The sequence below is a fragment of the Mycobacterium sp. SMC-16 genome (assembly GCF_046250085.1).
Taxonomy (GTDB): Bacteria; Actinomycetota; Actinomycetes; order Mycobacteriales; family Mycobacteriaceae; genus Mycobacterium; species Mycobacterium phocaicum.
In genome coordinates this window covers 3,389,750-3,401,726 of sequence record NZ_CP176427.1, presented here as the reverse complement: position 1 = coordinate 3,401,726, position 11,977 = coordinate 3,389,750, and the positions used below count along the sequence as shown (strand labels likewise).

Sequence of the window (11,977 nt, the reverse complement as noted above, 5' to 3'; positions counted from 1 at the left end):
GGAGGCAGTTTCCCACGTGGGAAAATGGCTTCGTGTTGTTGACGGGGTTTCCGGCCGGGATGTTGCAGTGCAACTGCTACATCCTCGCGGCGCGCGCCGGGTCGGACGCCATCATCGTCGACCCGGGCCAGCGGGCCATGGGCCGCATCCGCGAAATCCTGGATGAGAATCGGCTCACCCCGTCGGCGGTGCTGCTCACCCATGGCCACGTCGACCACATCTGGTCGGCGCAGAAGGTGGCGGACACCTACGGCTGCCCGGTATACATCCACCCCGAGGACCGGTTCATGCTGACCGATCCGATCAAGGGGTTCGGTCCGCGGCTGGCCCAGCTGGCGTTCGGGGTGCTGTTCTCCGAGCCCAAGCAGGTTGTCGAACTGGACCGCGACGGTGACAAGCTCGATCTGGGCGGGATCACCGTCACCGTCGACCACACCCCGGGCCACACCCGGGGTTCGGTGGTGTTCCGCGTCAGTGATGGCCCGGCCGACCTGGCGTTCACCGGCGACACCTTGTTCAAGCAGTCGGTGGGCCGCACCGATCTCCCGGGCGGCAGCGGCCGGGACCTGCTGGACTCGATCGTGACAAAACTGTTGGTGCTCGACGACGACACCGTGGTACTACCTGGGCACGGCCCGCAGACCACGATCGGCGCCGAACGCCGTACCAACCCATTCCTCGAAGGCTTATCAAGTTGAGCGATTTTCAGGCGCCCAAGGGCGTCCCGGATTACCTGCCCCCGGACTCGGCCGAATTCGTCGCGGTGCGCGACGGTCTGCTGAACGTCGCGCGGCTGGCGGGGTACGGCCACATCGAGTTGCCGGTGTTCGAGGACACCGCGCTGTTCGCGCGCGGTGTGGGGGAGTCCACCGATGTGGTGTCCAAGGAGATGTACACCTTCGCCGACCGCGGTGACCGATCCGTCACGTTGCGCCCGGAGGGTACCGCCGGCGTCATGCGGGCCGTCATCGAACACGGCCTCGACCGCGGCGCGCTGCCCGCCAAGCTGCGGTACTCCGGACCGTTCTTCCGCTACGAGCGCCCCCAGGCCGGCCGCTACCGCCAGCTGCAGCAGGTGGGTGTGGAGGCCATCGGCATCGACGACCCGGCGCTGGACGCCGAGGTGATCGCGGTGGCCGACGCCGGTTTCCGCTCGCTGGGCCTCGACGGGTTCCGCCTGGAGATCACCTCACTGGGTGACGACACCTGTCGCCCGCAGTACCGGAAGTTGTTGCAGGACTTCCTGTTCAAGCTGGACCTCGACGAGGACACCCGGCGCCGGGCCGAGATCAACCCGCTGCGCGTGCTCGACGACAAGCGGCCACACGTCAAGGAGATGACAGCCGACGCCCCGGTGATGCTGGATCACCTGTCGGAGGCCGCCAAGGAACACTTCGACACCGTGCTGGCACACCTGGACGCCCTCGGCGTGCCGTACGTGATCAACCCACGCATGGTCCGCGGCCTCGACTACTACACCAAGACCACGTTCGAGTTCGTGCACGACGGCCTCGGCGCGCAGTCCGGCATCGGCGGCGGTGGCCGGTACGACGGCCTGATGAAGCAGCTGGGCGGTCAGGACCTGTCGGGCATCGGCTTCGGGCTCGGCGTCGACCGCACGGTGCTGGCGCTCAAGGCCGAGGGCAAGACGGTGGCTTCGCCTGCGGCGGTCGATGTGTACGCCGTGCCGCTGGGCGCGCCGGCCAAGCTGGAACTGGCGAAGATCGTTGCGGCCCTGCGTGGTTCGGGTGTGCGTACCGACATGTGCTACGGCGACCGCGGCCTCAAGGGCGCGATGAAGGCCGCCGACCGCTCCGGTGCCAAGGTGGCCCTGGTCGCCGGTGACCGCGACATCGAGGCCGGCACCGTCGGCGTCAAGGATCTGTCGAACGGCGAGCAGGTCGACGTGCCCATCGCCGACGTCGTCGCCCGAGTGGCCGCGCTACTTCCTTAGCTGCGCATTTTGGGGCCGCTCGTCAGCGCTGAGCGACCCCAAAATGCACGCCAGACACGGCGTGTCGGTGTACAAACACGCACGCTCGCGGGAGAAGGCTCAGTGGGTCATGCGGCGGAGCATGCCGTCGCGGAGGGTCAGGGTGTGGAGCAGGATGGCGCTGACGTGCGCGGCGATGGCGGCCACCAGCAGGTAGGCCACCACCGAATGTGCCTGCCGCAGAATGCCGTACAGGTCGGCGTCGAAGGGGACGAGGCCGGGCAGCGTCAATCCGAAGGCCCGTACCGGGGTGCCCGACGCCGACACCATGGCCCAGCCGACCAGCGGCTGCACCAGCAGCATGGCGTACATCGCCAGCTCGGACCCGGCAATCAGTTTGCCTTCCAGCGGTCCCACCGTGTCGGGCCACTTCGGCGGCTTGTGGGTGAATCTGTTTGCCGCCCGGACGATCACGATGACCAGGATGCTGATGCCCAGCGTCATGTGGACGGCGACCAGGGCTGCGTGGGAGCCGATCTGGTTGGTCATCGTGAAGCCGATCAGAAGTGCGGCGAAGACCGCCACCGCGGTCAGCCAGTGCAGCACGCGGGTCCGGATGGGGAAGCGGCCGGTCATGGGACAACCTGAACGGCCGGGGCGCTTTTCGGCTCGGTGGTCCGCGCCCGGTACGACCCGGCGTACACGGCGGACCGGGCGCTGAGCAGCGGATCGTCGGAGGGTTCGATGCCGTCGGGCAGGACCAGGGGATCGAAGTTGATGTCGCGGGCATTGCCTGCGGCATCGGTGTGGGCTTCGGTGAGGGTCAAGACGCCGGCGTCGATGACCTGCCGGTCGGCCGGCCACGGCAGCGTCGGATCGGTCGGGTCACCGTCACGGCCGACGGTCAGCCGCAGATTCCACTGCAGCGGAGCCTTTTTCAACTGCAGGATCAGCGCGTCGAACAACGCGTTGGGGTCGTCGGACTTCGGCGGCAGCGCGGTCTGCTGTGGGACGAACGACCAGCGCACCGGGGTCCGGGCGCCGGCGTGGTTCACCAGATGGAACTTGTGCAGACCCGAGAAGGTGCTGTCGGCGAAACCCGGTGTGGGCGGGCTCTTCTTGACCAGCGCCATCGCCGCCGCGGTCTCCGGATGGCGGCTGAGGAAGTCGGCCATGACCTTCGGATCGGGCTTGCCGTCGGCGACCGGTTTGGACGCCAGCAGCCGGTCGTAGAAGCCCTGCGGTGAGTTGTCGAGGAACACCGGGATGTTCAGCATCGCGGTCCGCCACTGGGCGGCGCCGGGGAAGCCGATGGCCAGGCCGAGCCCGCGGGCCGCACCGGGGGTATCGGCGACCGTCGGGTTGCCGCCGGCGAGGGAGAACCGGCCGGCGACGGGCGTCTCACCCGGCCCGAATACCGCGGCACGGGACAGGGCCGCGGCGTTGCCGTTGCTCATGAAATGTCCGACCACCGAGACCCCTTTGGCATGGTTCTTCCGGAAGCCGGGGTGATCGCCGAAAACGCCCCGGAAGCCGTCCAGGAATGTCTGGCGGGTCAGCGTGCCGGCGCGGCTGGTGTACGCGACCAGCCCGAGGTCAAGGGCGAGGAACGCCCCGACGGCGCCGAGGCCGACCAGGACCGAACGCCGGGTGAGGGGAGTACCGCGCCAGGATGGGCCGTCCATGACCACCACAGGTACCACAAACTGCTGTGGCAACATCTGCGAACGTGCGGGTACTGGTGCAGCGGGTGACGTCGGCGCGGGTGACTGTCGACGGGCAGACCGTCGGTGAGATCACCCCGGATCCTCAGGGTCTGGTGGCGCTCGTCGGTCTCACCCACACCGACGACGCCGCGGTGGTACGCAAGATGGCCGACAAACTGTGGCGGCTGCGCATCCTCGACGGCGAGCTGAGCGCCGCCGATGTCGGCGCCCCGATTCTCGTGGTCAGTCAGTTCACCCTCTACGCCGACACCGCCAAGGGCCGCCGGCCGTCGTGGAATGCCGCGGCGCCCGGGCCGGTCGCCGAGCCGCTCGTCGACGAGTTCGCGGCGGCGCTGCGGGAACTGGGGGCCGAGGTCGCCACCGGCCGGTTCGGTGCCCACATGCACGTCGAACTGGCCAACGACGGCCCGGTGACGGTGCTGCTGGAGCTGCAGGCGGGGTGATACGTCTGATGCAGGGTGTAACGGTCCGGTACCGTCAGTCGATATGACCGGCATGCGTAAAGCGACAGTCAAGTTGTCAGTGGTGTGTGGCGCGGCAGCAGTGGCGGCCGCTGGGCTGATGGCGCCGGTGGCGTCTGCCGCCCCGGCCGGCCACGAGGTCCGGTACACGCTGTCGGTGGGCGGCCCGGCCACCTTCGACCTGCTCTACCTGGTCAATCAGCCGGCCAACAAGGCCGCCTATAACGCCGACGCCTACGCCTACCTCAAGCGTGAGACGGTCACCGTCGGTCCCGACGCCCCGTGGGTGTTCACCACGACGCTGGCCGACCCGCAGTGGGCCATCTTCACCGTCAGCAGCACCACGCACGGCGGCCAGGCCGCTCCGGACTCGACGTGCGACATCGCGGTCGACGGGCAGTCGGCAGCGCACCAGACCGCGCCGTACAACGTGCAGTGCCAGCTCGGTCAGTGGTAGTTCGCTAGCGGCGGCTGGCCCGCCGGTTGGCCTTCTCGATCGCGTCGACCAGCTCCCCCTTGTTCATGGTCGACCGGCCCCTGATGTCGAGCCGGCGCGCGACGTCCATGAGGTGTTTCTTGGTGGCCTGGGTATCGACGCCTTCGGCGGTCTTGCCGCGGGCGTTGGGCCCGCCGCTGCGCGCCCGCTCGTCCGACGGGCCTTTGTGGTCCTTCTTCTCCCAGTGGTCGCCGACCTTCTCATAGCTGTGCTTGAGCGCTGAGTAGGCGACCCGGTGGGCGCGTTCGCCTTCGCCGTATTCCTCGGCGGCCGAGTCGTGCGCCTTGGCGAACGTGCGTTGTGCCTTGGGGCTCGACTTCTGCAGTGTGCTGGGCAGCTCACTCTTCTTGGCTTGCCCCTTCTTCGTGGTCTTCGGCATGACACTCCTCCTCACGGTGTGAAAACATCTGGCGGGCAGATCAATTGGTGTCCGACTCGTTGTCGACGACCGGGAAGAACGAGGCGTCCTCCTCGGTATCCGGCGTGACCGGGCCCCCGAGCACATCCGGCTCCTCGGCGGCCAGCTTGTCGTCGAGGGATTCACCCTCTTCGGCTTCGTCTTCGAGCAGACCGAATTGATCCGCCCCATGCCAGCCTTCGGGTGGCTCGACAGTTTGATCGCCGTCGCGGTTGTGCAACTCGTCGGAGTCGGTGGACTCGCTCGGGCTGAGCAGATGGTCGTCAGACATCAGGCCGGCACCGCCTCGGTTGCCCGGTTCCAAGTCCGATGCCGCCGGATCGTGTCGATCAACGCCTCGATGAACAGCTCGTCGAGCGCACCACCATGCGACGTCGTCGTGACAACGCCTCGGTCCGTGTGGGTTTCGGTCAGTCCGGCGGATTCGGGGTTGATCCCCGCGGCGCGCAGCAAGCCGATGCCCGCACCGAACGCGGCGACCGGCTTCAGGTGCTTGTAGGCCTCGCTGACGAAATGGATCGCCGAACCATCCTGGGCGAGTAGCTGAACGGAGTTCAGCGCTCCCGGTACCAGCACCGCGTCGTAGAGCGCCGACGAGGTGGTGTTGAGACCGAGGTCCACGGCGAGTTCCTGGCCGGTGTCGGTGGTGATGGTGCCGCCACCGATGAGGCTGACGACGTCGACGGTGGCGCCCTGCTCCCTGAGGGCGGTGGCGGTGCGTTCGGTGCCCCGGAGGTCCACGCCGTCTGCGGCCAGGACTGCGATTCGGCGGCTGACGATGGAATCGGTCGCGGTGTTCAGCTGCGACAGCGCGGGCGACGGCACCACCCCGTCGGGCACGGCGACCTCATCCGGTGCCAGAAGTCCGAGCTTGGCGGCGACCCGCTCGGCGAGCTCGTGGTCGATCATGTTGAGCTGTGCGATGACTCGTGGCCGGATGCCGGTCTCGGGGCCGACCTTGCCGAGTTCGAACGAGAACGCGGCGACGATGTGATCCTGCTCGGCGCTCGACATACTGAGCCAGAACAGCCGGGGCTGGCTGTAGTAGTCCTTGAAACTCTCTGCGCGGCTGCGGATCTTGTGGCCGTCGACGCGTTCGGTGTAGTGGCGGAAGGCATCCGCATCAGCCAGCGCGGGGCAGCCACCGCCGAGGTTGTTCTTGAGGTAACTCGTGGTCCCCACGGGGATCGTGTGCTGACCGTACCCGTCGCGCTGATTGTTGGTGACCGCCGCGACGGGCCGGTTGACCGGCAGGTGCGCGAAATTCGGCCCGCCCAAGCGGATCAGTTGGGTGTCGAGGTACGAGAAGTTCCGGAATTGCAGCAGGGGATCGTTGGTGAAATCGATGCCCGGTACCAAATTGGCGGTGTGGAATGCGACCTGCTCGGTCTCGGCGAAGAAATTGTCCGGGTTGCGGTCGAGCACCATCCGGCCGACGGGGATCACCGGAACCCGTTCCTCTGGTACGAGTTTGGTCGAATCGAGCAGATCGAACGGGAAGGCGAACTCGTCGGATTCGGGGATCAGCTGGACACCGAGCTCCCACTCGGGGAACTGGCCGGCCGCGATGGCGTCCCACAGGTCGCGGCGATTGAAGTCCGGATCCTTACCGGCGATCTGCTGGCATTCCTCCCACAGCAGCGAGTGCACACCGAGTTTCGGCTTCCAATGGAATTTCACGAAGACGCCCTCGCCGGTGGCGTTCACCAGCCGGAAGGTGTGCACGCCGAAGCCTTCCATCATCCGGTAGCTGCGCGGCAGGGCCCGGTCGGACATCAGCCACATGATTGCGTGCAGCGTTTCCGGCTGCAGCGACACGAAGTCCCACAGCGTGTTGTGGGCGGATGCGGCTTGCGGAATCTCGTTGTGCGGCTCCGGCTTCACCGCGTGGACGAAGTCGGGGAACTTGATGCCGTCCTGGATGAAGAAGACCGGAAAGTTGTTGCCGACGAGGTCGTAGTTGCCCTGCTCGGTGTAGAACTTGGTGGCGAAGCCGCGTACGTCGCGCACGGTGTCGGCGGAGCCGCGGGACCCCGCGACGGTGGAGAAGCGGACGAACACCGGCGTCCGCAGGCCTGGCGTGGTCAGGAATTTCGCCGTGGTGAAATCGGTCAGCGAATCGTCGTAGGGCTCGAAGTATCCGTAGGCCCCCGCGCCGCGCGCGTGCACGACTCGCTCCGGAATGCGTTCATGGTCGAAGTGGGTGATCTTCTCGCGGGCATGGAAATCCTCCAGCAGGGTCGGCCCGCGCTCACCTGCGGTGAGGGCGTCGTCGGTGTGCGGAACCCGGACGCCCTGTTGCGTGGTCAGGTAGCCCGCGTTGTTGTCGACCCGCGCGGCCTCGAGCTGCTCGTGCTTCGCATTCGATGTTTCGTCCACCGTGTCTGGTTACCCACCGCGATGGGCAACAAACGCGGCGCTCGGGGCTCACAGCGACGCGGCCGGCGGATACTCCTGGTCTTCCTTCGACGCGGGGGCGACCTGCTTGACGAAATCTCCGATGTAGCGGATTGCCCGCCGCCCCTCGGGCAAGACGGCGGCAGCGAGCGGGAAATCGTGAATCTGCCCGTCCCACATATGAAGTTCGCACTGTGCCCCGGCCGCGGTCAGCCTCTCGTACATCAATTCCGCGTCGGGTCGGAGAAACTCGTCGCTGCTGACATGGATCGACACCGGCGGCATCCGCCGCAGATCGGCGTCGACGGGCGAGGCGATGGGGTGCCCGGCCGGGTTCTTCTCACCATGCGCGGCGACGTAGCGCATGAACGACGTCATCGCGCGCGCCGTGAACATCGCACAGCGGTCTTTGCCGCCGGGGGATTTGTCGCGCGGGTTGAGCGTCGTCAGGGGAGAGATCGCCGCCACGCCGGCGGTGGGCGGGTGGCCGTCCCGAAGCAGTTCGGCCGCGGTCTGCAGGGCGAGGTATCCGCCCGCGGAATCTCCGGCCACCACGATGTCGGACCAGTGGTAGCCGCGGCGCAGCAGCCAGCGGAGCCCGTCGACCGCGTCTGCCAGTGCCGCCGACAGTCCGTGAGCGGGCAACATGCGATAGCCGACTTTGAGTACCTCGGCGTCCGCACTGCGGGACAGCTGGGCGGCAAAGGAGCGATGCGTGTTGAGGCCGCAGGTGAGAAACGCGCCGCCGTGCAGGTAGAGGATGGCGCGACGGGCCGACGAGCCGGCGGTGCCGATCAATTCGGCCCGGCAGGACGGCATCCGGACCCGCCGAACGGTGGCCGATCTCGGCAGCGGGGCCAGCGCGGCGACCTGATCGATGGCGCTGAAGGGCCAGTCCAGATTCGGTTGCAGGGCCCACATCCGTACCGCGTTCTTCACGAACACCCGGCAGAAGGCGCCGATTGCCTGAGATTGTGGGCTGCGTCGGCGGTGATGGTGCCGTACTCCCTGGCCATGCCGGATATTTCGCATTGTGATCAACTCCTGGGCACTCGATACCCACGCCAGATTTTGATCAAACGGTGCGCCGGAGCAGGTTTCCGATGGGCGTAGACCAGGTATGTCGGTAGTGCCGGATTGTTCAACGGAATCAAATGCGCCGAGCAGGCCGAGGTGCTGCTCGCCAAGCGCGCGAACACAAGGAGGAAATGCAGTGGGAGAGAACAAGAGTGGTCCTGAAGAGGGCATCAAGGGCGCCGTCGAGGGTGTCAAGGGCAAGCTGAAGGAAGCTGCGGGTAGCGTCGTCGGCCGGGATGACATGGTCCGTGAGGGCCAGGCCCAGCAGGACAAGGCCGACGCCGAGCGCGATGCGGCCAAGAAAGAGGCGGAGGCCGAGTCGGCCCGCTCCGGTGCGCAGGCCGCGGAGAAGCGGCAGCAGCAGAACCAGTGAGCCAAGAACGGCCCGGCCTCCTTTCACAGTGGGGAGGCCGGGCCGCTTCTTGCGCGAAAACTATTGTGCGCGAGCGGTATCGTTGCGTCCGCTGTTCTGCATGGCCAAAGGCACCAGCACCCAGAACGTGCAGAAGCCGGCCAGGCCGATGCCGCCGGCGACCCAGCCCACCACCTGGCCCGCAACGGTACCGAAGATCAGTTCGGTCACTCCGGTAAGGGCCATACCGAGCAGGAGTAGGCCGTAGAAGGCGCATCGGTGGGCTGCGGCGACGATCAAGGACATGCGTCGTTGTCGAAACAGTATGCGGTGCATGCCAACTGGTGCTATCAGTAGAATCGCCGACGCGACCGAGAAGGCCACGGTCGCCAGGTAGAAGGTCTGGCTCTGGTCGTCCAGTGTGGTGAACCGTTGCTGGAACGGCAATGTCATCAGAAAGCCGGTGAGCAGTTGCACTCCGGTCTGAGCGACGCGGAGTTCTTGCAACAGACTCGACCAATTGCGGTCCAGTCGCTCCATTTCGGTCTCGTGACGGGCCATCCGGTCCCATCTCTGGTCGGATGGGCCCTCGTCACCGTGCTCGCCCGTCATCGGACACATCGTTCTTGCGTCGAACTTTCTCGCGATCGACGACAGTGATGCGGTCGTCTGGCCCCGAACCGTAGAAACTGAAGATGTCCTTGTGCGGCAAGGATTCCACCCGGATTTCGCGGACGGTGAGCCAGGTGACGTCCGCGGGTCGGACGGCTTCGACCGTCGTGTCAGTGGTCACCGGAATCCCCTTTTCTCTCAGGGGGTTTCGAAGCTGAACGTGAGGACGGCGAATCCGGCGATCAGCAACGCCCAGGCGACCAGCGGTACCACGATGCCGTGCCGGGTCTTCGCGGTCACGAACGACAGAGCAACGGCGAGCACGGCGACCACGGGCGCGCCGTACTCGATCAGCCCGAACACGAATGGGCTTGGACCCAGCTTGGCGCAGGTGCGTTCGGAGCAGCCCGCGGTCGCGAGGACCTGGGCGTATTGATACAGGATGATGGCGAGGGCGCCCGGCACGGTGAGGCCGGCCAGCACCCAATTGATGACGGTGCGGCGCCGGTGTCCGTCTCCCTGTGCGTCTGCATCGTGTTGCGCGATCGCCCCGGTCTGGACCTCAGACATCGACACCTCCCGGTGATAGCGGGTTTCATTCGTACTGTCCTGTGGTGGCGTACCCGGGCGGTCGGACCGCGAAACGCCTGTTTCGTCCGGTATCGCGGGGGTACGTCGCCCTTATGACGACGACTGTTGGGGATTACCTACTCGAGCGGCTGAGGCAGTGGCAGGTCCGTCACGTGTTCGCCTATCCGGGCGACGGCATCAACGGGATCGTGGCCGCGTTCGGGCGCAGTGACGATGAGCCGCAATTCATTCAGACCCGCCATGAGGAGATGGCCGCGTTCGGAGCGACCGGATACGCCAAATTCGGTGGTGGCGTCGGTGTCTGTATGGCGACGTCAGGTCCGGGGGCCATCCACCTGCTGAACGGGCTGTACGACGCGAAGCTCGACCACGTTCCCGTGGTGGCGATCGTGGGTCAGACGGCGCGCAGCGCGATGGGCGGTAGCTATCAGCAGGAAGTCGATCTGCACAGTCTCTACAAGGATGTCGCGAGCGACTACCTGGTCGAGGTCAACGTCGCCAACCAACTGCCCAACGCGCTCGATCGGGCGATGCGCACCGCTTTGGCCCGGCGTGCGCCGACGGCCCTGGTGATCCCGTCTGATTTGCAGGAGCAGCCGTACGAACCTCCGCAACACGAGTTCAAGCAGGTGCCGTCGAGTGATCCGCAGTATGTGCCACCCGCCGTGCATCCTCAGGACGAACAGGTCCGCAAGGCTGCCGAGGTGCTCAATGCCGGTGAGCGCGTGGCGATTCTGGTCGGCCAGGGTGCCCGCGGCGCCGCCGATCAGGTGCGTGAACTCGCCGACAAGACCGGAGCCGGTGTCGCCAAGGCGCTGTTGGGTAAGGACGTGCTGTCAGATGATCTGCCCTATGTCACCGGATCCATCGGGCTGCTCGGCTCGCGACCCAGCTACGAGATGATGCGCGACTGCGACACCCTGCTGCTCGTCGGATCGAATTTCCCGTACAGCCAATTTCTGCCGAAGTTCGGCCAGGCCCGCGCGATTCAGATCGACATCGACGGGGCGGCGATCGGCATGCGCTACCCGACGGAGGTCAACATCGTCGCCGACGCGGGTGCCGCGCTCGGTGCGATACTGCCACTGCTGGAGACGAAAACCGACCGGAAATGGCGAGATACTGTCGAGCACAACGTCTCTCGGTGGTGGGACATCGTCGAGCGCCAGTGCATGTTGTCGGCCCGGCCGGTCAACCCGATGCGGGTCGCCTGGGAGCTTTCGCAGCGGATACCGTCGAATGCCATCGTGACGGCCGATTCGGGTTCGTCCACCAATTGGTATGCGCGTTGCCTCAAGTTCCGTGGTGAGATGCGCGGTTCGCTGTCGGGCACCCTCGCCACCATGGGGCCCGCTGTGCCGTACGCGATCGGTGCGAAGTTCGTGCATCCGGACCGACCCGTCGTGGCGCTCGTCGGCGACGGTGCGATGCAGATGAACGGGATGGCTGAGCTGTTGACCATCAAGCGCTACATGGCGCAGTGGTCTGACCCGCGGCTGGTGGTGTGTGTCTTCCACAACGGCGACCTGAATCAGGTCACCTGGGAGTTGCGGGCAATGGGCGGAGCGCCCAAATTCGTGCCGTCACAATCGCTACCGGACGTCTCGTATACCGAGATCGCCTGTGCCGTGGGATTGGAAGGCATCACCGTCGACAACCCCGATCGGCTCGGCGAGGCCTGGGACCGGGCACTGGGCGCCGACCGCCCCGTCGTATTGGACGTCAGGTGCGATCCCGAAGTGCCGCCGATTCCGCCGCATGCCACCTACGAACAGATCAAAGACATGACCGCCGCGGTTCTCAAGGGTGACCCCAACGGCTGGCACCTGGTCTATCGGGGCGTGAAAACCAAGGCGCAGGAGTTCATCGCCCGTTCCGGTGGTGGCGCCGGTTAGCCGCGTGTAGTGTGAGGA

The 11,977-nt window shown here is 66.4% G+C and carries 15 protein-coding genes; 6 read left to right on the top strand and 9 right to left on the bottom strand.

All coding sequences use genetic code 11. The features are described 5' to 3' along the window. Positions 1-32 precede the first annotated feature (32 nt). The gene (locus ACJEIK_RS16380) at positions 33-698 is read left to right on the top strand and encodes an MBL fold metallo-hydrolase (RefSeq protein WP_061000657.1); all 666 of its coding nucleotides are present in this window, start codon (positions 33-35) and stop codon (positions 696-698) included. Beyond that, positions 695-1,954 (top strand): histidine--tRNA ligase, encoded by a 1,260-nt coding sequence (gene hisS / locus ACJEIK_RS16375; RefSeq protein ID WP_133426730.1) that lies wholly within the window; start codon positions 695-697, stop codon positions 1,952-1,954. The genes ACJEIK_RS16380 and hisS overlap by 4 nt, the downstream gene beginning before the upstream one ends. A 99-nt stretch (positions 1,955-2,053) precedes the next feature. On the opposite strand, the gene ACJEIK_RS16370 is transcribed toward hisS, so the two are convergent. Beyond that, complete coding sequence (locus ACJEIK_RS16370; RefSeq protein ID WP_409430001.1) at positions 2,054-2,569, bottom strand: cytochrome b; 516 nt, start codon at positions 2,567-2,569, stop codon at positions 2,054-2,056. Beyond that, complete coding sequence (locus ACJEIK_RS16365; RefSeq protein WP_409430000.1) at positions 2,566-3,618, bottom strand: catalase family peroxidase; 1,053 nt, start codon at positions 3,616-3,618, stop codon at positions 2,566-2,568. Before ACJEIK_RS16365 ends, ACJEIK_RS16370 begins: the two co-directional genes overlap by 4 nt. 44 nt (positions 3,619-3,662) lie before the next feature. On the opposite strand from ACJEIK_RS16365, the gene dtd reads away from it, so the two are divergent. Together dtd and ACJEIK_RS16355 are read left to right on the top strand one after the other, a co-directional pair. Further along, positions 3,663-4,103, top strand: a complete 441-nt coding sequence (gene dtd / locus ACJEIK_RS16360; protein ID WP_409431714.1) for a D-aminoacyl-tRNA deacylase — start codon at positions 3,663-3,665, stop codon at positions 4,101-4,103. 43 nt (positions 4,104-4,146) lie between these two features. Then, positions 4,147-4,578: a hypothetical protein gene (locus ACJEIK_RS16355; RefSeq protein ID WP_020101738.1), complete on the top strand. Its 432-nt coding sequence runs from the start codon at positions 4,147-4,149 to the stop codon at positions 4,576-4,578. A 4-nt stretch (positions 4,579-4,582) separates the two neighbouring features. Here ACJEIK_RS16355 and ACJEIK_RS16350 read toward each other — a convergent pair whose 3' ends face one another. From ACJEIK_RS16350 to ACJEIK_RS16335, 4 genes are read right to left on the bottom strand one after another with little or no spacing between them, the layout of a single operon-like run. Further along, positions 4,583-4,996, bottom strand: coding sequence for a ChaB family protein (locus ACJEIK_RS16350; protein WP_061000666.1), 414 nt, complete (start codon positions 4,994-4,996; stop codon positions 4,583-4,585). Between the two features lie 40 nt (positions 4,997-5,036). After that, positions 5,037-5,306 carry a hypothetical protein gene (locus tag ACJEIK_RS16345; protein WP_409429999.1) on the bottom strand — a complete coding sequence of 90 codons (270 nt, stop codon included), beginning with the start codon at positions 5,304-5,306 and terminating at the stop codon, positions 5,037-5,039. Then, on the bottom strand, positions 5,306-7,414 hold the full coding sequence (locus ACJEIK_RS16340; protein WP_409429998.1) for a catalase: 2,109 nt from the start codon (positions 7,412-7,414) through the stop codon (positions 5,306-5,308). The genes ACJEIK_RS16345 and ACJEIK_RS16340 overlap by 1 nt, the downstream gene beginning before the upstream one ends. Positions 7,415-7,462: 48 nt before the next feature. Beyond that, the gene (locus tag ACJEIK_RS16335; RefSeq protein ID WP_409429997.1) at positions 7,463-8,377 is read right to left on the bottom strand and encodes an alpha/beta hydrolase; all 915 of its coding nucleotides are present in this window, start codon (positions 8,375-8,377) and stop codon (positions 7,463-7,465) included. Positions 8,378-8,645: 268 nt separating this feature from the next. Between ACJEIK_RS16335 and ACJEIK_RS16330 the strand changes: the two genes are divergently transcribed. After that, positions 8,646-8,882, top strand: a complete 237-nt coding sequence (locus tag ACJEIK_RS16330) for a CsbD family protein (RefSeq protein ID WP_409429996.1) — start codon at positions 8,646-8,648, stop codon at positions 8,880-8,882. A gap of 60 nt (positions 8,883-8,942) precedes the next feature. On the opposite strand, the gene ACJEIK_RS16325 is transcribed toward ACJEIK_RS16330, so the two are convergent. The 3 genes from ACJEIK_RS16325 to ACJEIK_RS16315 are packed head-to-tail and all read right to left on the bottom strand — an operon-like array spanning position 8,943 to position 10,043. Next, positions 8,943-9,473, bottom strand: coding sequence for a DUF6328 family protein (locus ACJEIK_RS16325; RefSeq protein ID WP_409429995.1), 531 nt, complete (start codon positions 9,471-9,473; stop codon positions 8,943-8,945). Then, complete coding sequence (locus ACJEIK_RS16320) at positions 9,454-9,654, bottom strand: hypothetical protein (protein WP_409429994.1); 201 nt, start codon at positions 9,652-9,654, stop codon at positions 9,454-9,456. Before ACJEIK_RS16320 ends, ACJEIK_RS16325 begins: the two co-directional genes overlap by 20 nt. 17 nt (positions 9,655-9,671) lie before the next feature. Next, positions 9,672-10,043: a hypothetical protein gene (locus ACJEIK_RS16315; RefSeq protein WP_064859008.1), complete on the bottom strand. Its 372-nt coding sequence runs from the start codon at positions 10,041-10,043 to the stop codon at positions 9,672-9,674. A 113-nt stretch (positions 10,044-10,156) separates the two neighbouring features. Between ACJEIK_RS16315 and ACJEIK_RS16310 the strand changes: the two genes are divergently transcribed. Further along, positions 10,157-11,959 (top strand): thiamine pyrophosphate-requiring protein, encoded by a 1,803-nt coding sequence (locus tag ACJEIK_RS16310; protein ID WP_409429993.1) that lies wholly within the window; start codon positions 10,157-10,159, stop codon positions 11,957-11,959. The last annotated feature ends 18 nt before the right edge of the window (positions 11,960-11,977 follow it).

Excerpts from the sequence above, each read along its gene's own strand:
- ACJEIK_RS16370 (WP_409430001.1), bottom strand. The coding sequence starts at position 2,569 with ATGACCGGCCGCTTCCCCATCCGGACCCGCGTGCTGCACTGGCTGACC.
- ACJEIK_RS16315 (WP_064859008.1), bottom strand. The coding sequence starts at position 10,043 with ATGTCTGAGGTCCAGACCGGGGCGATCGCGCAACACGATGCAGACGCA.
- ACJEIK_RS16355 (WP_020101738.1), top strand. The coding sequence starts at position 4,147 with ATGACCGGCATGCGTAAAGCGACAGTCAAGTTGTCAGTGGTGTGTGGC.
- ACJEIK_RS16345 (WP_409429999.1), bottom strand. The coding sequence starts at position 5,306 with ATGTCTGACGACCATCTGCTCAGCCCGAGCGAGTCCACCGACTCCGAC.
- ACJEIK_RS16325 (WP_409429995.1), bottom strand. The coding sequence starts at position 9,473 with ATGACGGGCGAGCACGGTGACGAGGGCCCATCCGACCAGAGATGGGAC.
- ACJEIK_RS16310 (WP_409429993.1), top strand. The coding sequence starts at position 10,157 with ATGACGACGACTGTTGGGGATTACCTACTCGAGCGGCTGAGGCAGTGG.
- ACJEIK_RS16365 (WP_409430000.1), bottom strand. The coding sequence starts at position 3,618 with ATGGACGGCCCATCCTGGCGCGGTACTCCCCTCACCCGGCGTTCGGTC.
- ACJEIK_RS16350 (WP_061000666.1), bottom strand. The coding sequence starts at position 4,996 with ATGCCGAAGACCACGAAGAAGGGGCAAGCCAAGAAGAGTGAGCTGCCC.